Origin of the sequence: Stackebrandtia nassauensis DSM 44728, from assembly GCF_000024545.1 — a bacterium.
Taxonomy (GTDB): domain Bacteria; phylum Actinomycetota; class Actinomycetes; order Mycobacteriales; family Micromonosporaceae; genus Stackebrandtia; species Stackebrandtia nassauensis.
This window is the reverse complement of sequence record NC_013947.1, coordinates 2953415-2975816: the sequence shown is the minus strand read 5'-3', so window position 1 is coordinate 2975816 and position 22402 is coordinate 2953415. Positions and strand designations below refer to the sequence as shown.

Annotated in this window: 22 protein-coding genes; 14 read left to right on the top strand and 8 right to left on the bottom strand. The window is 69.4% G+C overall.

Features of this window, described 5'->3' with window-relative positions:
• The first annotated feature begins 38 nt into the window (after positions 1 to 38).
• The 3 genes from SNAS_RS13925 to SNAS_RS13915 are packed head-to-tail and all read left to right on the top strand — an operon-like array spanning position 39 to position 4580.
• Positions 39 to 1010 (top strand): alpha/beta hydrolase, encoded by a 972-nt coding sequence (locus SNAS_RS13925; protein ID WP_013018073.1) that lies wholly within the window; start codon positions 39 to 41, stop codon positions 1008 to 1010.
• Positions 1011 to 1047: 37 nt separating this feature from the next.
• Entirely contained in the window at positions 1048 to 2868 is a 1821-nt protein-coding gene (locus SNAS_RS13920; protein WP_013018072.1) for an ABC transporter ATP-binding protein, read from the top strand.
• Complete coding sequence (locus SNAS_RS13915; RefSeq protein ID WP_013018071.1) at positions 2865 to 4580, top strand: ABC transporter ATP-binding protein; 1716 nt, start codon at positions 2865 to 2867, stop codon at positions 4578 to 4580. The genes SNAS_RS13920 and SNAS_RS13915 overlap by 4 nt, the downstream gene beginning before the upstream one ends.
• Before the next feature lie 51 nt (positions 4581 to 4631).
• Here the strand turns inward: SNAS_RS13915 and SNAS_RS13910 are convergent, their stop codons facing one another.
• Complete coding sequence (locus SNAS_RS13910) at positions 4632 to 4952, bottom strand: hypothetical protein (protein WP_013018070.1); 321 nt, start codon at positions 4950 to 4952, stop codon at positions 4632 to 4634.
• A 257-nt stretch (positions 4953 to 5209) separates the two neighbouring features.
• Here SNAS_RS13910 and SNAS_RS13905 point away from each other — a divergent pair, with 257 nt between their 5' ends.
• Positions 5210 to 7231, top strand: coding sequence for a DUF8189 domain-containing protein (locus SNAS_RS13905; protein WP_013018069.1), 2022 nt, complete (start codon positions 5210 to 5212; stop codon positions 7229 to 7231).
• Positions 7232 to 7367: 136 nt separating this feature from the next.
• Here SNAS_RS13905 and SNAS_RS13900 read toward each other — a convergent pair whose 3' ends face one another.
• Together SNAS_RS13900 and SNAS_RS13895 are read right to left on the bottom strand one after the other, a co-directional pair.
• Entirely contained in the window at positions 7368 to 8951 is a 1584-nt protein-coding gene (locus tag SNAS_RS13900) for a PH domain-containing protein (protein ID WP_013018068.1), read from the bottom strand.
• Positions 8948 to 9472 (bottom strand): PH domain-containing protein, encoded by a 525-nt coding sequence (locus SNAS_RS13895; protein WP_013018067.1) that lies wholly within the window; start codon positions 9470 to 9472, stop codon positions 8948 to 8950. The genes SNAS_RS13900 and SNAS_RS13895 overlap by 4 nt, the downstream gene beginning before the upstream one ends.
• Positions 9473 to 9637: 165 nt before the next feature.
• On the opposite strand from SNAS_RS13895, the gene SNAS_RS13890 reads away from it, so the two are divergent.
• From SNAS_RS13890 to SNAS_RS13875, 4 genes are read left to right on the top strand one after another with little or no spacing between them, the layout of a single operon-like run.
• Positions 9638 to 10687 carry an iron-siderophore ABC transporter substrate-binding protein gene (locus SNAS_RS13890; protein WP_013018066.1) on the top strand — a complete coding sequence of 350 codons (1050 nt, stop codon included), beginning with the start codon at positions 9638 to 9640 and terminating at the stop codon, positions 10685 to 10687.
• The gene (locus tag SNAS_RS13885; protein ID WP_013018065.1) at positions 10684 to 11718 is read left to right on the top strand and encodes an iron chelate uptake ABC transporter family permease subunit; all 1035 of its coding nucleotides are present in this window, start codon (positions 10684 to 10686) and stop codon (positions 11716 to 11718) included. The genes SNAS_RS13890 and SNAS_RS13885 overlap by 4 nt, the downstream gene beginning before the upstream one ends.
• Positions 11715 to 12779: a FecCD family ABC transporter permease gene (locus tag SNAS_RS13880; protein ID WP_052305001.1), complete on the top strand. Its 1065-nt coding sequence runs from the start codon at positions 11715 to 11717 to the stop codon at positions 12777 to 12779. The genes SNAS_RS13885 and SNAS_RS13880 overlap by 4 nt, the downstream gene beginning before the upstream one ends.
• The gene (locus SNAS_RS13875) at positions 12776 to 13567 is read left to right on the top strand and encodes an ABC transporter ATP-binding protein (RefSeq protein ID WP_013018063.1); all 792 of its coding nucleotides are present in this window, start codon (positions 12776 to 12778) and stop codon (positions 13565 to 13567) included. Before SNAS_RS13880 ends, SNAS_RS13875 begins: the two co-directional genes overlap by 4 nt.
• Positions 13568 to 13681: 114 nt before the next feature.
• On the opposite strand, the gene ligD is transcribed toward SNAS_RS13875, so the two are convergent.
• Both ligD and SNAS_RS13865 read right to left on the bottom strand, forming a co-directional pair.
• Positions 13682 to 14599, bottom strand: a complete 918-nt coding sequence (gene ligD, locus SNAS_RS13870) for a non-homologous end-joining DNA ligase (RefSeq protein ID WP_013018062.1) — start codon at positions 14597 to 14599, stop codon at positions 13682 to 13684.
• Positions 14599 to 15696 carry an ATP-dependent DNA ligase gene (locus SNAS_RS13865; protein ID WP_211207389.1) on the bottom strand — a complete coding sequence of 366 codons (1098 nt, stop codon included), beginning with the start codon at positions 15694 to 15696 and terminating at the stop codon, positions 14599 to 14601. Before SNAS_RS13865 ends, ligD begins: the two co-directional genes overlap by 1 nt.
• Before the next feature lie 88 nt (positions 15697 to 15784).
• On the opposite strand from SNAS_RS13865, the gene ku reads away from it, so the two are divergent.
• Both ku and SNAS_RS13855 read left to right on the top strand, forming a co-directional pair.
• Complete coding sequence (gene ku / locus SNAS_RS13860) at positions 15785 to 16639, top strand: non-homologous end joining protein Ku (RefSeq protein WP_013018060.1); 855 nt, start codon at positions 15785 to 15787, stop codon at positions 16637 to 16639.
• Between the two features lie 48 nt (positions 16640 to 16687).
• On the top strand, positions 16688 to 17020 hold the full coding sequence (locus SNAS_RS13855) for a hypothetical protein (protein WP_013018059.1): 333 nt from the start codon (positions 16688 to 16690) through the stop codon (positions 17018 to 17020).
• A 5-nt stretch (positions 17021 to 17025) separates the two neighbouring features.
• On the opposite strand, the gene SNAS_RS13850 is transcribed toward SNAS_RS13855, so the two are convergent.
• Genes SNAS_RS13850 through SNAS_RS13840 form a run of 3 tightly spaced genes read right to left on the bottom strand, consistent with a single transcriptional unit; the run spans position 17026 to position 19050 of the window.
• Complete coding sequence (locus SNAS_RS13850) at positions 17026 to 17436, bottom strand: arsenate reductase ArsC (RefSeq protein ID WP_013018058.1); 411 nt, start codon at positions 17434 to 17436, stop codon at positions 17026 to 17028.
• On the bottom strand, positions 17433 to 18122 hold the full coding sequence (locus tag SNAS_RS13845; protein ID WP_013018057.1) for an arsenate reductase/protein-tyrosine-phosphatase family protein: 690 nt from the start codon (positions 18120 to 18122) through the stop codon (positions 17433 to 17435). The genes SNAS_RS13850 and SNAS_RS13845 overlap by 4 nt, the downstream gene beginning before the upstream one ends.
• 43 nt (positions 18123 to 18165) lie before the next feature.
• Positions 18166 to 19050: a hypothetical protein gene (locus SNAS_RS13840; protein ID WP_144300490.1), complete on the bottom strand. Its 885-nt coding sequence runs from the start codon at positions 19048 to 19050 to the stop codon at positions 18166 to 18168.
• Positions 19051 to 19322: 272 nt separating this feature from the next.
• Here SNAS_RS13840 and SNAS_RS13835 point away from each other — a divergent pair, with 272 nt between their 5' ends.
• From SNAS_RS13835 to SNAS_RS32760, 4 genes are all read left to right on the top strand, one after another.
• Positions 19323 to 19874, top strand: coding sequence for a hypothetical protein (locus SNAS_RS13835; RefSeq protein ID WP_013018055.1), 552 nt, complete (start codon positions 19323 to 19325; stop codon positions 19872 to 19874).
• Positions 19875 to 20001: 127 nt separating this feature from the next.
• Entirely contained in the window at positions 20002 to 20532 is a 531-nt protein-coding gene (locus SNAS_RS13830; protein WP_013018054.1) for a MarR family winged helix-turn-helix transcriptional regulator, read from the top strand.
• The gene (locus SNAS_RS13825; RefSeq protein ID WP_013018053.1) at positions 20519 to 21373 is read left to right on the top strand and encodes an alpha/beta fold hydrolase; all 855 of its coding nucleotides are present in this window, start codon (positions 20519 to 20521) and stop codon (positions 21371 to 21373) included. The genes SNAS_RS13830 and SNAS_RS13825 overlap by 14 nt, the downstream gene beginning before the upstream one ends.
• A gap of 112 nt (positions 21374 to 21485) precedes the next feature.
• On the top strand, positions 21486 to 22373 hold the full coding sequence (locus tag SNAS_RS32760) for a DUF2797 domain-containing protein (RefSeq protein ID WP_013018052.1): 888 nt from the start codon (positions 21486 to 21488) through the stop codon (positions 22371 to 22373).
• The last annotated feature ends 29 nt before the right edge of the window (positions 22374 to 22402 follow it).

Below are 22402 nucleotides of genomic sequence, written 5' to 3'. Positions count from 1 at the left end.
TATCGATACCTCAAGTAGCGAAACCCCTGGGAGCGAAGATGAGCGAAACCGTCGCGACGCGGCGCCCACCGCTGGGCGTCCGGCTGGCCTATGGCCTGCGCAAGGAGCCGGACTGGCCGAGGCTGTCGGCCGCGGAACTGGCCGCCGTGCAGCAGGCGCACAACCGCAGGATGGAGTCCGGGTTGATCCGGCTGATCACCGGTTTTCCCGAGCGTGGCGTGCGGATCGATTGGGAGCGAGTGACGCTGCCGGATCGGCGGGTTCGGGTTCGGGTGTACCGGCCCTCGGACGATCGTGATTCGCGGCTGCCGCTCGTGGTTCACGTGCACGGCGGCGGTTTCGTGGGTACGGCGGCGCAGTGCGACTGGAACAACAGCCGCATGGCGGCGCTGCCCGCGGTGGTGGTGTCGGTGGAGCACCGGCTGCTGTCGCCCGGGATCGCGTTGTCGGCCGCCGTCGACGACGGCTGGGATGTGTTGCGCCACTTGGTGGAGCACGCCGCCGACTGGGGTGTCGATCCGGCGCGGGTGGCCATCGTCGGCGAGAGCACCGGTGGCGCGATCGTGGCCCTGGCCGCGATGCGGGCCCGGCAGGCGGGACTGGTGTTGCGGGCGCAGGTGCTGGTCAATCCCGCGCTCGATGTGACCGCCTCGGCCTTCGACTACGCCTCGATGGTCGAGTTCCGCGACAGCCCAACCCTCACCTCGTCGCAGTTGGAACTGTTTCGCCGGTTGGCCGCTCCCGAAGGGACGAACGCGGCGGCGGTGTCGCCGTTGCGCGCCGAAGACCTCGGTGGCTTGGCAGCGGCGCTCGTGGTGGTGCCCGAGCTGGATCCGTTGGCCGATCAGGGACGCGCGTACGTTGCCCGGCTGCGCGAGGCCGGTACGCCGGTTCAGCTGTCCGAGCACTCCCTCGCGGGGCACGCGTTTCTCAGCATGCCGGGACTGGTGTCGCAGGCCAAGGCGGCGCGGGACCGGATCGCCGCGTTTTTGTCCGAGCGATTCGCGTGATATTTTCGTACGTGTACGAAAATAAAAGGAGGCCGCGGTGACCACCACCGAACTCGCCGAGGCGAGACAAACAACCACGACAGACGCGAAGCCCGGGCCCGGTCTGGCGAAGCTGCTGCGCCCGCACCTGTGGACCTTCGCCGCCGTCGTGCTGTTCCAGATCGTCGGCGCCGTCGCGGGTCTGGCACCGCTGCTGGCGGTCGTCGAACTGGGCCGCACGTTCCTGTCCCCCGGCCCGGTCGATCCCGGCCACGTCTGGTTCACCGTCACCGTGGGCGCGATCGGCCTGTTCGTCCGGCTGCTGTTCACGGCCGCGTCCTCGGGGATCGGGCACCTGCTCGACGACCGGGTGCAGCTGGCGTTTCGCAGGCGGCTGGCCGAGCGGTTGGGACGGGTGCCGATCGGCTGGTTCTCCCAGCGCCGCACCGGTGAGCTGGCGAAGGTGGTCGGCGACGACGTCGGCGCGATGCACCCGTTCATCGCCCACTCCCCCGGCGAGTTGGTGGCCGCGTTCGTGGTGCCGCTCGTGTCGTTGGTCTATCTGTTCACGGTCGACTGGCGGCTCACGTTGATCACGCTGATTCCGGTGGTGCTGGCGATCGCGCTGGTCCCGCTGATGATGACTCCGGCGCGGTTGCGCGAGCAGAAGGACTTCGACTCGGCCATGGGGCGGATCTCCAGTTCGGTGGTCGAGTTCGTGCAGGGCATCGCGGTGGTCAAGGCCTTCAACGGTTCCGGACGCGCCCACCGAAAGTTCGTCACCGCGGTGGACGGTTTCGTCGACATCTTCTACCGGATGGTGCGCGGACTGTCCCGGCCCGCCGCCGGGATGCAGCTGGCGTTGTCGCCGCCGTTCGTGCTCGTCGTGGTGCTGACCGGCGGCACGGCCCTCATCACGAACGGCGCGATGGCCGCGGCCGATCTGTTGCCGTTCCTGTTGCTGGGACTGGGTTTGACCGCCCCGGTGGCGGCGTTGGGCCACGGTTTCGACGAGTTGCAGGCGGCTCGGCGAGCGGTCGGCCGGATCCGGGACGTGCTCGGAGTGCCGTCGCTACCGGAGCCCACGCAACCGGTTGCGCCACGAGGTCACCGGGTGGAACTGCGCGACGTCCGGTTCGGGTACAGCGATGACCAGGAGGTGCTGCGCGGGATCGACCTGGTGCTGGAGCCGGGGACGGTCACCGCGATCGTCGGGCCCTCCGGCAGCGGAAAGTCCACACTGGTGCAGTTGCTGCCCCGGTTCTTCGACCCGACCCACGGGGCGGTGCTGCTCGGCGGCGTCGACCTGCGCGGGCTGGGCAGTCAGCGGTTGTACCGGACCGTGTCGTTCGTGTTCCAGGACGTGCGGCTGCTGCGTGCCTCGGTCGCGGACAACATCGCGCTGGCGGTGCCGCACGCCGACCGCGCCGACGTGGAGCGCGCCGCCCGGCTGGCCAATGTCCACGACCGGATTCTGGAACTGCCGCGTGGCTACGACACCGTGATCGGTGACGAGGCCGGGCTGTCGGGCGGGGAGGCGCAGCGGATCGCGATCGCGCGGGCGTTGCTGGCCGACACGCCGGTCCTGGTGCTGGACGAGGCGACCGCTTTCGCCGACCCGCAGACCGAGCAGGCGGTGCGCAACACGCTGGCCGAGGGCGAGCGCACGATGCTGGTCATCGCGCACCGTCTGGAGACGATCGTCGACGCCGACACCGTCGTGCTGCTGGAGAACGGGTCGATAGTGGAGCGCGGCGCCCCGTCCGAACTGTTGCGGCGCGAGGGAAAGTTCGCCGCGTTCTGGCAGTCCCGCTCGCCGGTGCTCGCCGACGAGCTCGAAGACCACAGTGCTGTGATGCGAGGAGACGAACCCCGATGATTCGAATGCTGTTGCGGGTACTGGGTAACGAGTACGCCGGTCCGGTGCGCCGCACCGTGGCCCTGATGACGGTCACCGCGATCGTCGAGGGTCTGTCCTACGCACTGCTGGTTCCGGTGCTGCGGGCGCTGTTCGGCAGCCGACCGGCCGACGCCTGGCCGTGGCTGGCCGCCTTCGCGGCGGCCGTCGCGGTGTTCGGGGTGCTGCGGTACCGCAGTGACGTGTCGGGATTTCGGGTCGGCACCACGCTGCTGCGCGGCATGTACCGCCGACTCGGCGATCACCTGGCCCGGCTGCCCATCGGCTGGTACGACTCCGGCCGGGTCGGACAGGTGTCAGTCACGGCCTCCAGCGGTGTGCTGGAGGCGATGGGTGTCATCGCGCATCTGTTGTCGCCGTTCATCTCCGCGTGCGTGACGCCGTTGACGATCGTGGGCGTGATGGTCGCGTTCAACTGGCAGCTGGGTCTGGCGGCGCTGGCCGCCGCGCCGATCGTGGCGGCGGTCCAGGTGTGGACGGGGCGGTCGGTGGCCGCCACCGACGCGCAGCGCCACGAACGCGGCCACCAGGCCACCGGCCGGGTAATCGAATACCTCCAGGCCCAGCCGGTGCTGCGGGCCGGTGGCCGCACGACCGAGCGCTTCGGTCTGCTGGACGATTCGCTGCGCGAACTTCAGCGCGCGTCCCGCCGCACCACCCTGTCGGCGCTGCCGGGCGTGGTGGGTTCGACGCTGGTGGTGCAGGCGATGTTCACCGCGATCCTGGTGCTGGGCGCGTATCTGGCCTTGGGCGGGAACATAGGGGTGGCCGAGGTGCTGGCGATCCTGGTGCTGGCCGCACGCTGCGCCGATCCGCTGCTGGCGTTGACCGACATCGGCGGCAAGATCCGCGGCGCCCGCGGCGAGCTGTCCCGGCTCGACGCCGTGTTGCGCACCGAACCGCTGCCCGAGCCCTCGCGACCGCGGCGGCCGCGAAGCCATGACCTGGCGCTGGAGGCGGTGTCGTTCCGGCACGGCGACCGCACCGTCATCGACGACCTGTCGCTGTCCATACCGGAGGGACAGCGGTTGGCGGTCGTCGGGCCTTCGGGCGCGGGCAAGAGCACGCTGCTGCAACTGCTGGCCCGGTTCTACGACGTGGACGCCGGAACGGTCTCGGTCGGCGGTGTGGACGTGCGTGCGATGAGCAGCGAGGAACTGATGGCGCGGATCGCGTTCGTCTTTCAGGACGTCTACCTGTTCGACGGCACGATCGAGGAGAACGTGCGGCTGGGTCGTCCCGACGCCGACCACGCCGAGGTACGTGCGGCGGCGGCCGCCGCGCGGCTGGACGAGGTGATCGAGCGGCTGCCCGGCGGCTGGGACACCAACGTCGGTGAGGGCGGTGCGCTGCTGTCGGGCGGTGAGCGGCAACGGGTCTCGATCGCGCGGGCGCTGTTGAAGGACGCGCCGATCGTGCTGCTGGACGAGGTCACCTCCGCTTTGGACCCCGTCAACGAGCAGGCCGTCCACGCGGGAATCGAGCGGCTGATGGCGGGCCGGACGGTGGTGATGGTGGCGCACCGGATGCGCACCGTCCAGCGCGCCGACCGGGTGGTCTTCGTCGACGGCGGCCGGATCGTGGAGCAGGGCGGCCACGAGGAGCTGTTGCGCCACGGCGGCCGTTACGCCGCGTTCTGGGACATCGCCGCCGCGCCGGTGGCCAGCGCGTGAGACGGTGGGTTCCGGTTGCGGCACAACCGGAACCCACCGAGCCCCTCGGTTCTAGAACACGTACTTGGTGTAGATCCAGCCGTTGTCGAGGCGGCCCCCCTTGAACTGGTACCAGCGCTTGCCGTGCTTGTTGACGCAGTAGTGGTCGAAGGTGTAGGCGCGGCGTTTGGTGTGCCCGAACACCGACGACGAGCCGCTCGGGCTGTAGTGCACGGGGGACGACTTCTTGGTCTTCAGCCGCAGGGTCTTGGTGGCGCAGTTGCCCTTGGGGTCGCCTTTGGCGTCGCCCTCGGCGTGTGCCGTGGCGACGCCGCCGACCACGCTGGCCGTCAGCACCGTCGCCGTCGCTATCGCGATGATCGCCTTACGCATGTTTCCTCCCTGGTTTCCCAGCTGTGGTCGCCGTTGCGGCGACCCATGCCGGAAGTCTCGCCGCGCGGGTCTAGGGCGCGTCTAGGTCGCGACTTGCCCGCGACCAGCCCGTGCCGCGACCTGCCGAACCATCCGGGGCTGGGAGTCAACAAACCTGCCATATTCCGCCGCCGGACGTCTTGCCTTCGGGTCGCCGACACGGTAAACCTGTCCGAGTAATCGATTACCCGCGACGTGACGAGAGAGCGGCGGCCCCGATGACCACCATCCCCAGAAGACAACTGCTGCGTGGCATGATCGCCGGTGGCGCGCTGATCGGCGGCGTCCCGTTGCTGGTCTCGGCCTCGGCGAACGCCACCCCCGCCGGGCGGCGGGAGGCCGGGCCGCGCTGGCTGGGCGCCGGTCCGTTCCAGCACGTGTACGACCCGAGCCCGGACCAGGATCACAGGCGCTATCTCAACGACCACTGCACCATCAAGGGCCCGGACGGCAAGTGGCACCTGTTCAGCATCATCGGCGACACCGCCCCACCCGGGCAGGTCCCCGACTCGGCGGTCGAGGACCACATCGCGCACGCCGTCGCGGACAACCTCGACGGACCGTGGGAGTCCAAGCCGCACGTGCTGACCACCGACACGGGCAAGGGCGAGGACCACCTGTGGGCCCCGCACGTCATCGAGCACGACGGCACCTACTACATGTTCTACTCGGCGGGCGCGCCCAAGGGCGAGCCGTGGGCGATCAACCTGGCCACATCGAAGAACCTGACCGACTGGGAGCGCAACGACAAGAACCCGCTGTTCCGGTACGGTGGCGCGGCCCGGGACCCGATGGTGGTGTGGATCGGCGACGAGTGGGTCATGTACTACACCGAGGTCGACGAGCAGCGGCACCACATCGTCGCGGCCCGCACCTCCAAGGACCTGCGCGAGGGCTGGAGCGACGCCCGCGCGGTGTGGACCGACGCGATCACCGACCACACCGTGTCGGTCACCGAGTCGCCGTTCCTGGTCGAGCGGGACGGCTGGTGGTACCTGTTCATCGGCACCCGCAACGGATACGTCGGCACCGACGTGTTCGCCAGCCGGGACCCGTTCGCGTTCACACTGGACGGATACGCGGGGCACATTCCGGCGCACTGCGCCGAGATCGTGCGCGACGGCGAGGACTGGTGGGTCACCGCCGCGGGCTGGTTCCAGGATGGACTGCACCTGGCGCCGCTGCACTGGCGCGACACTCCCCCGTTGTGGCACAGTCCCCGAAATCCCGCCGCCGCCGTGGACGTCACCGGCGCGGTGCGGCTGTTCGCGCTGGCCGAGGACCGCTCCACACTGGTCACCCGAACCCTGGAGAGCGGCTGGGAGGAGTTCGGCACCGGCTTCGCCACCGTGCCCACGATCGGCGGCAACGAGGACGGACGGCTCAGCGTGTTCGCGTTGCGCCCCGACGCGTCTCTGGCGGTCCGGACCCAGACCGGCGACGGCGGCTGGAGCGACTGGCGCGACTTCGGCGGCCCGTTCGACGCCGCCCCGGTCGCCGCCCTCGACGCCGACGGCCGGCTGGAGCTGTTCGCGCTTGGCCAAGCGGGGGAAAGCATTCAGCGTCGCCGCCAGTCCACGCCCAACAGCGAGGAATGGTCCGACTGGGAGCGGTTCGGCGACGGCGCCGGTGCCCCGCCGGTGGTGGCGGCCAACGCCGACGGCCGGCTGGAGGTGATCGCGCTTGGCCCGGGCGGCGCCAACATCGCCCACCGCTGGCAGAACTCCCCCGGCGGCGACTGGCACGACTGGGACGGTTCCTTCGGCACCGCCGCGGGTGCCGCGCCAACGGCCGCGCTGGGTGCCGGGGATCGCTTGCAGGTCATGGTGATCGAACCCATGGGGCTGTCGCTGAACAACCGTCCCCAGTCGACGGCCAACGGCAAGTGGGGCGACTGGCGGCGGGTCACGTACTGGATCGACGCGGGCGCGGCCACGATGGTGGCGAGCGAGGACGGGCGGCTGGAGGCGTTCTTCATGCCGCCGGGCGGCGACGTGATCTACCACAGTTTCCAGTTGTCGGACGCGTCCTGGAGCGAGCAGGAGGAGTTCGGCACCGGCCCGGTCACGGCGACGCCCACCGCGTGTCGCGACGGCGAGGGCAAGGTCCACGTGTTCACCGTCGCCCCCGACGGAACAGTCCACACGCGAACCCAGACGGCGGCGAACAACGGCTGGGGCGAGTGGCGAAAGCTCGACGGCGACCCGATCGCCCCGGTACCAGCGGGCTCGGCGACCTGAGCCGGGCGCGAAGCCATCTCGGCTGACGGCCGCGAGGCTGATGGCCCTCGGCCGCGGCTCTCAGCTGACGGCCGCGAGGCGGACGGCTCTCGGCCGCGGCTGACGGCTGACGGCTGACGGCTGACGGCTGACGAAGCTAGCGGCTCTCGGCTTCGCGGTCGTCGGTCGTGTCGGGTCGCTCCAGGAACGGGGCCAGCAGGTCGGGTACCGCGTCGTCGGCGAGGTCCAGCCCCTCTCCGACAGTGAGGTCGCGGGTCTTGTAGGCCCCGCGCCCGGCGGCGGTCGTGGCAGCGACGGTCAACAGCCCGGATCGCTTCTGGAACACCGACTGCGTGATCGTCCAGCCGATGATGCCGTCGCGCCGCAGGGCCGCGGTGCGGCGGGTCAACGTCCCGGACCGGCTCACCAGGTAGCGGCCCCGGATCGCGTGGCCCAGGTTGCGGTAGGCGTCCACGGCCAGGCCGACGGCGATCGGGATCAGCAGCAGCACCACCGCGAGCCAACCCCAGGCGGCGATGGAACCCAACTGCCACTGGATGATCGCCAGCACCGCCGCGGTGACCCCGATCGTGACCACGGCTCGGGTCAGGCGCCGCTGCCGGGCCGCCCGCGAGTGCGCGGTGAGCCGGGCGGGGTCGGCGACCCGGTCGGATTCCCGCAGCACCGCCGCCGCCACCCGTTCAGCCTCGGTGTTCGGGGACGGCGGCAGCAGCGTGTCCTGCTCCTGGTTCTTCTTGCTGGCCGTCATTCCGGTGGCGATCGCCTTCAGATAGGCGCCCTTGGCCCACCGCAGCGGCAGCGGCTCGACCACGTCGACGCCGCGCAGCCGTTCCTCCTCAAGGGAGGTCGTACGGGTGGTCAGCAAGCCCCGCCGCACCCGCAGCGTCCCAGCCTCCTCGCGGTCGAGCCGGTAGCCCCACCACGCCTCGGTGAACAACGCCGTGGAGGCGATGGCGCCCACCACGATCGCGATGACGGTGGCCACGCCCAGGATCGTCGCGCCCACCAGTACCGGGTCGGTCTTGAGCTGTTCCCACAGTCCCGTCGCGCCGGGCAGTTCGGTGGGGTTGACGCCGAAGTCGCCCAGGAACCGGGCCGCGACCCCGAACGCGCCGAAGCCCAGCGCCAGGCTCACGAAGGTCAGCGGCGCGAACCGCAGCCACGACAGCCGCAGCCGCGCGAGCTCGTCGCCGGTGTCGTCGATGTCGGCCCCAACGCTCTCGGCCCCGGCGACGTCCGGGCTGTGTGCCTTGCGGTGCAACAGTTCCCGACGCAGTGCCGCGCCGACCGGTTTGGTGACCGCGTCCAGTTCCAGCTGGTTCTCGGAACTGGAGTGCTGTCCACTGGAGATGCGCACGACGACCAGGCCGATGACGCGGTGGAACGGCGAGGCGGTCAGGTCGACGGCGCGGATCCGGTCGCGCGCCACCGAGTGGCGTTTCTTGGCGAACACCCCGGAACGCAGTTCGAAGCGTTCGGGTGTGACCCGGTAGGTGGTGGTGCGGTACTGCATGAGCGCGACCAGCCAGATCACGGCGAAGGTGAGCGAGATGGAGGCCAGCGGGATGCCCACACCCAGGATGACGCCCTTGACGCCGGTGAGGACCAGGAACGGTATGGGCAGCAACGGCACCACGGCGATGCCCGCCATCAGCAGCATCAACCGGCGTTCCAGTCGCAGCCACCCGCCCGTACCGGTGGATTCGTCCGTCGGGCTCATGTCGCGTCCCCGGGGGTGGCCTGGGTGATCGCGGTCAGCTGGTGCGCCAGGTCGTCGGCGATCTCGTGGTCGAGCCCGTTGATGGCGATCGCGCCCTTGGCCGAGGCGGTGGTGATGGTGAGGCTGGACAGCCGGAACATCCGCTGCAACGGGCCGCGGCTGGTGTCGATGGTCTGGATCCGCGACATGGGCGCGACCCGCCATTCCTGACGCAGCCAGCCGGACGCGGTGTAGACGGCTTCCTCGGTGGTCTCCCACCGGTGTACCCGGTAGCGCCAGCGCGGCATGACCAGTACGTATCCGATCCCCAGGACGGCGACGACGACAAGCCCGGCCGTCAGCCAGCCGCGCGCCGGGGGCAGCAGGATCGCCAGGACGGCCAGGGCCGCGACCGGCGGCAGCACCACCAGCAGCGCGTGGACCGTCCACAGTCCTTTCGCGCGGGGTTCGACGCGGTGCCGGGGTGGTCGCAGCCGCGCCGGTCGCCGGTCGGTCGGGGCCTCGTGTTCGGGTTGGGTCACCGTCGTCGTCCTTTGTCCTCGGAGTCGGTACTGGTCATATCAGACAAAGCCGACGCGGGTGGCGGGGGCCCGGGTGCTGGGACCCGGTTGCCGCCAGAATTTAGGAAGGTTAGCCTTAGCTAAGTTTTGCTCGCCCCGACTGCCGCACCCCCGACGAGGAGAGTCATGTCCACGGTTTCCCGGCCCCCGCGTCGTCCGGCGCGTCCACTGCTCGCGCTGTTGGCCATCGTCCTGACCGTGTCCACGTTGAGCGCCTGCGGGCTGCTGTCCGAGGACTCCGGCGCCGACGGCTCCGAGTCCGGCTCGTTCCCGGTCACGATCGACCACGCCCTGGGCGAGGCGAAGATCGAGAAGAAGCCCAAGCGCGTCGTCACCATCGGCTGGCTGTCCCAGGACGTGGTTGCCGCGCTGGGCACGGTACCGGTGGGCGTCACCGACTTCAGCTGGGGCAGCGTCGACAAGTACCTGCCTTGGTTCGCCGAACGGGTGAAGGAACTCGACGGGGAAATGCCGGAGCTCATCGAGGTCAACGACTCCGACGAGGCCTCGGCCGAGCAGATCCTCGACCTGGACCCGGATCTGATCGTGGCCGCGCACTCCGGGATCACCGACTCCAACTACAAGAAGCTGTCGTCGATCGCCCCGACCATCGCCTACGACAAGAAACCGTGGCAGTCGGACTGGAAGGACGTCACCCTCACCGTCGGAACCGCGATGGGACAGAAGAAACAGGCCCAGAAGCTGCTCGACGAGACCGAGAAACTCATCGCCGACACCGCCGAGGACAACCCGAAGTTCACCAAGACCAGCTTCGCCTACGGCTGGTACCTGGAGGAGGGTTCCACCGAACTGCCGTTGTACGTCAGCGCCGACCCACGGGTGCAGTTCGTGCAGCAGCTCGGGTTCAAGCTGTCGCCGCAGGTCGCCGACAAGGAGTCGGATCCGGGGACCTTCACGGCCAGCTTCAGTCTGGAGGAGGTCGACACCATCAAGGCCGACGTCTACATCGGATGGGTCGACAACAAGAAGGACCTCAACCGCACCGTCGACAATGCCGTGTTGAAGAAGTGGAAGCCGTTCGCCTCCGACTCGTACTACATCATGGAGGACCAGGCGGTGGCCTGGGCGAGCTCGGCGCCGTCAGTCCTGGGTATCCCGTGGGCCATGGACGACATCGTCGCGGGCCTTGACAAGGCGGTCGCGGGGAAGGCATGACGAGCACCCGACTCGCCGAACGCACCAAACCGGCCCGGGCTCCGCGACGGGGTCTGGGCTTGGCGCTGGCCGTGCTCGCGCTGGCGGGCGCGTGCGTGCTGAGCCTGGGAGTCGGCGCCAAGGCGATCCCAGCCTCCGACGTCATCGCGGCGATCCTCGATCCCGACAACGGCGCCGAGGCCCCGATCGTGTGGAGCCTGCGGATTCCGCGCACCCTCATGGGGCTGACCGCCGGTGCCGCGCTGGGTGCCTGCGGCGCGCTGATCCAGGCGCTGACCCGCAACCCGCTGGCCGACCCGGGCATCCTCGGCGTCAACGCGGGCGCGGCGTTCGCGATCACCATGGCCATCGCGTTCCTCGGCCTGTCCTCGCCGTGGGGATATGTGTGGTTCGCGATCGCCGGTGCCTTCGTCGCGACGCTGGCGGTGTACGCGATCGGCTCGATCGGACGGGCCGCCGCGACGCCGGTGCGGATGACGCTGGCCGGGGTGGCGATGTCGGCGGTGCTGGCCGGGGTCACCCAGATCGTGTCGCTGACCAACCCGCGGCTGTTCCACAGTTCGCTGAGCTGGACGGTGGGCAGCCTCGGCGGCCGCGATCTCGGCATCATCGCCGCTCTGGCCCCGCTCGTCGGTATCGGCCTGGTGCTGGCGGTGCTGGTCACCAAGCCGCTCAACGCCTGGGCGCTGGGTGACGACCTGGGCCGGTCGCTGGGCGGCAACCCCAACCGGGTCCGCGTCATCACCATCACCGCGATCACGGTGCTGGCCGCCGCGGCCACCGCGCTGGCCGGTCCGATCGGCTTCGTCGGACTGATCGTCCCGCACGTGGTGCGATGGTTCACCGGCCCGGACCAACGCTGGATCGTCGCGCTGTCGGTGGTGGTGGCGCCGGTGCTGTTGTTGGTCGCCGACTCGCTGGGCCGGATTCTGCTGCCCAACGGCGAACTGCGCGTGTCCATTGTGACGGCGTTTCTGGGGGCGCCACTGATGATGGGTCTCGTGATGCGCAGGAAGGCCAGTTCACTGTGACGACGCGTTCCCAACCGAAACCGACGACCGGACTCGACTTCGGACGGTCGATGTGGACACTCCGGCTGGGGCGCGTGTCCGCGCGCGTCGACGCCCGTGACGCGGTGTGGTGCGGCGTGTTCCTGGTCCTGCTGCTGGCCGCCAGCCTGGTCACCCTTACGGTCGGGACGATCATCGTCGGTTTCGACGAGTTCACTTCGCTGCTGTCGGGCACCGCCTCGCGTGGCACCCGGATCGTGGTGCTCGAATGGCGGCTGCCGAGGCTGCTGTTCGCCATCGTGGCCGGGGCCGCGCTGGGGCTGGCCGGGATGCTGATGCAATCGATTACCCGCAACCCGCTGGGCAGTCCCGACATCATGGGCTTCGACGCCGGGGCCTACACCGGCGTCCTGGTCATGACGCTGGCCGTCGGCGTTCCCACCTTCCTGGCCAAGGCGATCGGCGCCTCCGCCGGCGGCCTGGTCGCGGCGGCGATCGTGCTGTTCCTGGCGCTCCGCGGCGGCGTAACCGGTTTCCGGCTCATCATCCTGGGCATCGGCACCGCGGCGATGCTGACCTCGGTCAACTCCTATCTGCTGCTGACCGCCTCCCCCGAGGCCGCGGCGGGCACCGCCGCCTGGAACGCCGGGTCCTTCGCCAACCTGGCCTTCGAGCAACTGCTGCCCTACCTGGTGCTGATCGTGCCGCTGCTGGCGCTGGTGGTCCCGGTGTCGCGCAGGCTCGCCCAGTTCACGCTCGGCGACGACATGGCCGGAACCACCGGGGTGTCGGTGAACCGCACCCGGATCGCCGCGACCGTCCTGAGTGTCGTCATCGCGGCGGCCACCACCGCCGTGTCCGGGCCGCTGACCTTCATCGCGCTGATCGCGCCCCAGGTCGCGATGCGGCTGGCGCGGCGCGACACCGCCTCGCTGCCGCTGATCGCACTCAACGGGGCGCTGTTGCTGGTGGCGGCGGACTACGCCGCCGAATGGCTGACGATCTCCACCGGGCTGCTGACGATCTGCGTCGGCGGCGCCTACTTCGTGTACGTCCTCATGAGGGAAGGATTCTCCCGATGACACTGGAAAGTGGACTCAACGCGGAGCGGGTGTCGCTGGCGTATGGTGACCGCGTCGTCAGCCAGGACCTGTCCGTCGCGATCCGGCCGGGTGCCTTCACCGCCATCATCGGCCCCAACGGCTGCGGCAAGTCGACCCTGCTGCGGGCGTTCGCCAGGCTGCTCAATCCCAAGGCCGGACAGGTGGTGCTGGACGGCCGCGACATCGCCACCATGCGCAGCAAGGCCCTGGCCCGGCAACTGGGACTGCTGCCACAGTCGGCCATCGCGCCCGACGGCATCCGGGTCGTCGACCTGGTGGCCCGGGGCCGCTATCCGCACCAGGGCGCCTTCGACCGCTGGTCCGAACGCGACGAGGCGGCGGTGGCCACGGCGATGCGCGAAACCGGGGTCACCGAGTTCTCCGGCAGGCTCGTCGACGAGCTGTCCGGCGGGCAACGACAGCGGGTGTGGATCGCGATGACGCTGGCCCAGGAGACCGCGACGCTGCTGTTGGACGAACCCACGACGTTCCTCGACATCGGACACCAGATCGACGTACTGAACCTGTTCGCCCGCATCAACTCCTCGAGTGGGCGCACCATTGTGGCCGTGCTGCACGACCTCAACCACGCCGCCCGCTACGCCGATGTCGTGGTGGCGATGCGCGACGGCGACATCGTCGCGCAGGGGCCACCGGCGGACGTGTTCACGCCCGGCATCGTGGAGAAGGTCTTCGACTTGCCCTGCCGGGTGATCGAGGACCCCGTGGCGGGGACGCCGCTGGTGGTGCCGGTCGGCGACCGCTGAACAACCCTCGGCACCGTTGAGTGCCCTCCGGTGCCGGTGAGTGCCCCCCGGTGCCGGTGAGCGCCACCGGTACCGGCCGTGCGCCGCGCCGTCTCGGGCCCGGCGCAACCGGTTTCACCGCCCAGCGGCGACGGGCAGCGGCGGCCCGGGCGTGGTGACGTCGGCGTGCAGGTCGCCCAGGGTGGCAACCCGTCCCAGCACCGCTTCGGGGCCGAAGGGGCCGGTGTTCCCGGCGTCCAGTTCGGACCATGTGATGGGGGTCGAAATCACCGGACGGGGCTGGCCACGCAGCGAGTACGCGGCGACGGTCGTCTTGGCCGGATTGTTCTGGCTCCAGTCGATGAGGACCTTGCCGATCCGGTTGCGCGGCCCCATGGTGGCGGTGACGAGACGGGGATGGGCTGCGGCCAGGCTACGGGCGAGAGCCTTGGCGTAATCGATGACCTGCTCGGCCGGTTGGGTGCCGCTGATGGGCACCACCAGGTGCACGCCGTTCTTGCCCGAGGTCTTGGGGTAGGCGATCAGGCCGTCGGCTTCGAGCCGCTCCCGCACCAGGTGAGCGATGTGGACGCACTCGGTGATTCCGGCGCCCTCGCCGGGGTCGAGGTCGATGACGAGCCGGTCGGGACGGCGGGTGCTGTCCGGGGCGGTGTCGTCGAGCTGCCATTGTGGAGTGTGAAGCTCGATGGTGTACAGGTTCGCCAGCCACACGAGCGCGGCGGGTTCGTCGGCGACGACGTAGGTGACGCCATCGGCGTGGGTCTTGCTGGGGACGGTGGCGGTGCGCAACCACGGGGGGACGGCGGGCGGGGCATGCTTCTCGAAAAACCGGACGTCGCCGGTGCCGTGCGGGTACCGCACCCGGGTGAGGATGCGGCCGGTGATGTGGGGCAGCAGGACGGCGGCGGCGCGCGCGTAGTAATCGATTACGTCGGCCTTGGTGGTGCCGGTCTCGGGGTACATCAATTTGTCGAGGTGCGACACGGTCAGCTCCCGGTCGCCGAAGCGGACCCGCTGCGAAACCGGTGCCATCACGACTCTCCCGTCTCGTCGCCGTCGGGCTCGATCAAGCCGGAACCGATTGCGTCAGGGTCGCTCGCGATGGCATCAGTCGAGCTGCGATCGATCGCGGCCGGGGCGATCGTGCTGGAATCGCTTGCGCCAGGATCGATCGCGCGCGGGTCGATCGGGCCGGAATCGCTTGCGCCAGGATCCATCGCGGCCGGGTCGATGTCGGCGGCGGTTTTGTCGGGCCGGGCGCGCACGTATCGGGGGTGGCGCATCAGCCCCGAGCGGGTCAGGTGCGAGAACGCGACCTCGACGACCGCGACCGGGGCGGTCCAGATCGCGTCGCGAGCGTGGTCTCCCGGCGGGGGCGGATCGAAGGGGCAGGCGTCGGACGGGGCCAGCTCCGCGCGGAAGCGTCCCAGCTCGGCGTCGGTCAGGCCCGAACCGACGCGGCCGCGATACGTCAAGGTCCCCGCCGCGTTCGGGGTGCCCACCAGCAGCGAGCGGATCGCGGTTCGCCAGCCGCCCACCACCACGTCACCGGTGTCCACGGCCTTGACCTTCACCCAGTCGCGGCTGCGCCCCGCGACGTACCGGGAGTCCAACCGCTTGGCGACAACCCCCTCCAGCCCCGCGTCCAGCGCGGCGGCCAGCGTCCCCGCGCCATCGTCGTGCCACGGCGGCACCAGCCACCGCTCCCCCACCAGCTCCAGGGCGTCCAGGACCTCGCGGCGCCGCCAGTACGGCTGCCCCACAACCTCCGCGTCCCCCAGCCGCAGCAGGTCGAAGATCATCAGGTTCACCGGCACCGACCGGACCAGGTCGGGAGGGGGATGGCGATTGGAGAACCGTTTGGCCACCCGCGAGAACGACGGCCGGGCACTAGCGTCCAGCGCGATGATCTCGGCGTCGATGACCCCCTCGGGCAGCTGGTCCGCGATGTCGGCCAGGTCGGGGAAGGCGCTGGCGTAGTCGCCCCCGCCGCGCGCGATCATCCGGGCCCGGCCGTCGGCGGTCGCGATGAGGGTGCGCATGCCGTCCCACTTGAACTCGAACCCCCACCCCGGCCCTTCCGGAAGCGTCCCCGGAGTGGGCAGCATTGGTGTCAGCGGGACAGCCATGTATTGATGTTATGGCTGGTTACAAGGGTGTGCGGTGGGTTCGGCCGTTTCGCCGGACATCCGTGCCCATCGATGCCATGGTGTGGAAATGAGAGCCTCGTGGAAGGGCTCCATCGTGTGGAGCCTCGTGTCGATGCCGGTCAAACTGGTGCCCGCCACCGAGGACAAGGACGTCCGCTTCCACCAGGTTCACCGCACCGACGGCGGCCGGATCCGGCAACGCCGCTTCTGCGAAATCGAGGACGTCGAGGTCCCCTACTCCGAGATCGCCAAAGGCTACGAGCTCCAGTCCGGCGAGGTGGTGATCCTGGAGAAGAGCGACTTCGACGCGTTGCCGTTGCCCAGCAAGAAGACCATCGACGTCGCCGAGTTCGTCGACGCTGGCGACATCGACCCGGTCTACTTCTCCCGGTCGTACTATGTGGAACCCGATCGGCCCGTGAAGCCGTACGTCCTGATGCGCGACTCGCTGGCCGCCGCGGGGCGGGTGGCGATCGCGAAGATCGCGTTGACCAACCGGGAGCATCTGGCGGTGTTGCGTCCGAGGGACGACTTCCTGATGCTGCACATCGTGTACTGGCCCGACGAGGTCCGCAAACCCGAGTTCGAATCGCTGGGCGACACGGTGACCGTGTCGCGTCAGGAGATCTCGATGGCGAAGAAGCTCATCGAGTCCATGACCGTCGACGCGCTCGACATGAACGAGTTCCACGACGACTACCGGGCCGCGCTGCTGAAGACCATCGACGCCAAGGTGGCCGGAAACGCGACGGTGCAACCGGAGGACGCCGAGGAGGGCGGCAAGGTCATCGACCTGATGGAAGCGCTGGAGAAGAGCCTCAGCAAGACCAGGTCGAAGAAGGCCCCCGCGAAGAAGGCGGCGAAGAAGACGACCGCGAAGAAGACCGCCAAGAAGTCGTCGAAGTCACGCAAGGCCGCCTAGGCGCGCGACTTGCATCCGGTACCACGGTCCGGGTCTACCGTCGGTCTCATGAGTACTGACAACCACTGGGCGACCGACGCGTGCACGCTGCCCTCGGAGCAACAGCCGCTTCGGGAGGCCGAGTTCGCCGAGCTGTTCGCCGCGTCGCTGCGGTCCGTGGAACGCGTGGCGCCGACGCGACTGCGCCTGCTGCTGGACGCTTCGGCCCGCGCCGAGACGGTGCGACTCACCGAAGCGGAGTCGTCGTGCTGCTCGTTCTTCACCTTCACGATCGGCGAAGCCGCGCCGGGCCGGATCGGCGTCGACATCGCCGTGCCGCGGGCCCAGGTGCCGGTCCTGGACGGGCTGGCGCGGCAGGCGAGCGCGCTGGTGCGGCCGTAGCGGTTCTAGTCCGCCGGGGTTTCGAGCTCGGCGAGCAGTCGGCGCACCCGGGCGTGGATCTCGTCGCGGACGGCCCGGACCTTCTCCACCGGCTGCCCGGCGGGGTCGTCCAGTTCCCAGTTGAGGTAACGCTTCCCGGGGTACACCGGGCAGGCGTCGCCGCAACCCATGGTGATGACCACATCGGAGGCTTTCACGGTCTCGTCCAGGAGCTTCTTGGGCACCTCCTTGCTGAGGTCCAGGCCGAGTTCGGCCATCGCCTCCACGACGGCGGGGTTGATCTGCTCGGCCGGAGCCGAACCGGCCGAGCGCACCGAAACCCGCCCGTCGGCGAGGTAGTCCATGATGGCGGCGGCCATCTGCGAGCGTCCAGCATTGTGGACGCAGACGAACAGGACTTCGGGCTTGGTGGTCATCGGTGGTCCCTTCCGTTGTCGGTCAGCAGTTTCGCCATCCGGGTGACGCGGTCGTCCAGCTCGGCGAACGCCGCGTCGAACGCGGCGTCGGTGTCTGCCGCGACCGGGTCGGGAACCGACCAGTGGAGCCGTCGCGGGTGGTTCGTCAGGGTTTCGTGGGCGGTGTCGCACACGGCGATCACGAGGTCGTCCTTGTCCAGCACCTCGGACACGTGGGCCGGTTTCGCGGAGGTCAGCCGCAAGCCGTGCCGTCGCGCGACCGCCATCGCCTTGGGGTGCACCCGGGCGGCGGGATCGGTTCCGGCGCTGGCCGCGGGCACCGGGCTGTGCCGCTGCCACAGCGCCGCCGCCAACGGTGACCGGCTGGTGTTACGGGTGCACACGAACACCACCCGGGGCGCGGTCACGCGGGGCGGCAGATGTAGGTCGGCGAGGACGTCGGGCTTGAGCCGCACGTAGGCCCGGCGGCGGTCGCCCTCGGACCGGGTACGGGTGATCACGCCCGCCGTGGCGAGGATGCGCAGGTGGTGCGCCAGCAGGTTCGAAGCGGCGCCCACCAGCGCCGACAGTTCCGCCGGTGAGGCATCGGCGAGCCGCAACCGGTCCACGATCGCCAGCCGGGCCGGGTCGCCCAGTGCCGCGTAGACGGCGGCGCGGGTCTTGATATCGATTGCCTCAATGCTCATTGAGGCAAAAACTACTGAGCCGCTCAGCGGCTGTCAACCGTTGTCATCCGCAGGTCCAGGTCACCGCGCGGGCGGTGCCCTTCTCATCGACGGACGAACCGATGAGCACGGTCCCGTCGTCGCTGGCGCCCTTCAGCGTGTTGGCACCGGCATCGCCGCCGCTCGGGTCGTCGGTGAGGTTCTTCAGCGGCATCACCTTGTCGCCGGACTGACGGCCCGGCACTCCCCATTCGGCCAGCCCGTAGGCCAGGCCACGCGAGTCGACGGCCACGGCGCTCTGGCTGTCGAGCTTGAGCCGTTCGGCCTTGTCCGGTGCCGACAGCTTCCAGCGGTAGCCGTCCGGGGCGTTGGTCAACAGCACCCAGTCCCCGGCCACGTCGACGGGAACCGCCTGTGGGCCGCCGTCCTCGTCACCGGGCAGCCGGGGCAGCCGTTCACCCTCGCCACGACTGTTCCACCGCCACGGCACCGGCTTGTCGGTGCCGTTGTCGACCTGGTAGCCGAGCACGGTCCCGTCCTCGGTCACGGCGTCGGCGTGCGCCCGTTTGCCGTCGGCGACCTCCAGCTCCACCGGCTTGTCCGTTCCCGCCTTCCACAACAGTGGATAGCCCCGGGACGACACCGGGTCGCCGTCGGCGACTTCGCTCTCGGCGTCGGCGTCCCGAACCGTCGCCACGACATCGCCGTTGTCGTTGATGCCGTTGACATCCACGTCGCCGCCTCTGGGTTCATCCAGTTCGGACACCGCTCCGTCGGCGTACCGCCAGGCACCGTCGCGCCCGCTGCCCGCGATCGTCCCGTCGGAGTTGACGCCCCGGACGCCCGACAGGTCGTCGATGATCTCGGGTTCGCCATCGCGCCAACGATGACGACTGCTACTCCCACCGCACACCAGCGGTATCTCACTCGCGGCAAAGAACTCATACACACCCGGGGTCGTGACGATATCGGGCCGCAACCGTAACAGCCTTTCCTATTTAGCCACCTCGAACGAAAGCATAATAGTTTCAAAATGCGCCCTTAAATGGCATTAGGGAGCCATTTTGGCAAACGGTTCCATTTCTTATTTTCTCGATTTTTATGGACGTTTTGTCGGGTCAGACAATTTTTGTATTCCGAGTATGGCTAAGACCTGATAATTTGCGAAACACGTGACGGAGCAATTCCCGGCACTCCCCCAAACCCCTGGAGGAAATGCACATGTCGACACCGAAACGCAAACGCCGTCTACTCATCACCGGCATAGCCACCCTGGCCGCGGCCGTCACCGTCGGGCTCGCCGCGCCCTCGGTACTGGCCGAGAGCCCGGACGACGGTTCGCGCGACCACAAGGCCAACGCCGAACTGCTCGACGCGAAATGCGACGTGCCGCCCAACCACGACCCCGCGATCATCCAGCAGATCCACGACATCGGCACCAGTCGCGGAGTCAACGAAAAGGTCATGCTCGCCATGTTCGAGGCGGGCTGGGTCGAATCGCACGTGAACAACCTCAACTGCGGCGACAAGGATTCGCTGGGCGTATTCCAGCAGCGTCCGAGTCAGGGCTGGTGCGACCCGGCGGATCTGTGCCTGGACGTCAATCACGCCACCAACGCGTTCCTGGACCAGGCGATTCCGAATGACCAGAACAATCCCGGATTCACCGCGGGCGAACTGGCCCAGAGCGTGCAGCGTTCCGCCTATCCGGAGCGCTATGACCAGTCCGAGGGAAAGGCTCGCGAATTGATCGCGGAGGCCGCTAACACGTAACTGTTTCCTTCGTGCTCCGGCGCGAAGATGATCCTCTCCCGAATCGGCCGCCAGCGTTGCCTCGCTGGCGGCCGATGGGTTTGCCGGCAGGTTTGACAATCATGAGTCATGCATGCGATCATGAGTTATGCATGATGTAGACCGAACCGCGAACCTCCTGGGAGCGGCCGCGTTGGCCTTCACCGACCTGGCGCTCGACGACGCGACCAAGGCCGCCGGAGTCAGCGTCAGCGGCGCCGCCGCCCTGGTCACCCTCACCGCCAGCCCCGACATCAGCGTCACCGAACTGGGCCGCCGCGTCGGACTGAGCCAGTCCGCCGCCGCGCGCATGGTCGACTCACTGGAGCGCTCCGGACTGGTGGAACGCCGACCGCACGCGTTCAACAACCGCTGGGTGACCGTGCACCCCACCAGGTCCGGACGACAGGCCGCCCGCCAGCTGCTGGTCGCGCGCGGCACCCCGCTGACCGACGCCGTCGCCGCCCTGGACGAGGACGACCAAAAAGCACTGTCCGATGTACTGGCGAAGCTGCTGACCCGGCTGTACGGCGAGGTCGGCGGCTCCCAGTACCTGTGCCGCCTGTGCGACCGCAAGTGCTGCGCGGCCAACGAACCCTGTCCCGTCGGAGAAGCGGAGCGAAACGATGCGAAACCCTGAGACACCGGCCGTCCGCGACTGGACGCTGAGCCGGACCTACCCGTCAGACTCGGGAACCGTTGCCTGGGAACGGTTCGGCGAACCCGACGCGCCGCCCGTCGTGCTGCTGCACGGCACCCCGTTCTCGTCCTTCGTGTGGCGCGACATCGCCGCCGCGCTCGCGCACGACCACCGGGTGTACGTGTGGGACATGCCCGGGTACGGGCAATCCGAGAAGACACCCGACAAGGACCTGTCACTGCCCGCCCTGGGCCGGATCTTCGCCGAACTCCTCCAGCACTGGAGCCTGAGCAGCCCGGCCGTGATCGCGCACGACACCGGCGGCGGAGTCGCCCTCGACGCGCACGTGACCCACGGCGCGCGCTACGACCGGCTCGCCCTGGTCGACGCCGTCGCCCTGTCCCCGTGGGGAAGCCCGTTCTTCCGGGCGATCGACGGCCACACCGAGGTGTTCGCGGGACTGCCGGGCACCCTGCACGAAGCACTGATGCGCGAGTACCTGAACCTGGCCAGCGGCCCGGGCCTGCACCCGGCCACTCTGGACGGACTGCTCGCGCCGTGGCTGGGCACCGACGGCCAGGCGGCCTTCTACCGCCAGCTCGCGCACCGCGGCGCCGACGAGCCCTACACCGACCGCATCAAGGACGGCTACCCCACGATCACCATCCCGGTGCGACTGTTCTGGGGCACCGAGGACACCTGGATCCCCGTCGAGCGGGCCCGGGAACTGACCGAGCTCATCGACGGCTCTCGACTGCGGATGCTCCCCGGCGCCGGACACCTGTCCCCAGTAGACAACCCGGCGGCGCTGACGGCGGGCCTGGTCGAGTTCCTGCGCTGAACACAGCGCCGGTAAGCCTCCCGCGCAACGGCTTCGGCCACCACCCTGCCACATTGTCGTACCGAACCGGTAACCTTCCGTCCAGTCTGACGCCGCGCGGAAAGGTGCGATCGTGTCCCCCTCCCCCTCCACCGGCCTGTCATGGAGCACCGGCGAACCCCGGCTGCGGCTCCACGACGACGTCTTCGTACCGGTCGGCCCCGGCAGCACCCTCGCGATCCACCTCACCGGGGAGCGGCGCTGCGTCGGCTACTGGAGCCGCGTCGACGGCGACCACGACTGCCTGTTCGGCAACACCCTTCCCCCGGAGACCACCGACCACCAGTGCTCCGCCTGCGCGGGCGCCGACTCGGGCCGCCAGCTGGCACGCGGCTTCATCGCCACCGGCGACGACCGGCCCTACCGGCTGTACCTGGCCTGGTTCGGTCCCGGCTCGACGGTCAAGATCGGCATCACCGCCCAAGCCCGCGGCACCGGCCGCCTGCTGGAACAGGGCGCGCTGGCCTTCACCTTCATCGCCGAAGGACCACTACCACTGGTACGGGCGGCCGAGATGGCGATCTCCGAGGCGGGTATCGCCACCGAACGCGTCCGTGCCCGCGACAAGACCCCGGGCTGGTGGGCGGGCGTCGGCGACGCCACCGACATCCTCAAGACCACCGCCGAGACCGTGGCCACCACAATCCCACTCCCCGACGGGCTTCAGGCGCTCGAACCGAACATCGTCGACCACACGGCCCTGTTCGGTCTCGACCAGCCGCTACCGGACCGATACCGTTCCCTGACCGCGCTCGCGGAAGACAGCGTCCTGTCGGGACACGTCATGGTGGCCGCGGGCAAGCTGCTGCTCGTGTCCACCGACGACGGACCGGTACTGTGCGACGCCCGACTGTTGTCGGGCTGGCCATTGGAAACCGCCACCGAAGCGCGGGGGCGACTGATCCTGTCGGAACCCGTGCGCCCCAAGCGACCCGAAGACGAACCGCCCACATTGTTCTGACGAGCGGAGAACTCGCTGCGTGGTCGGTT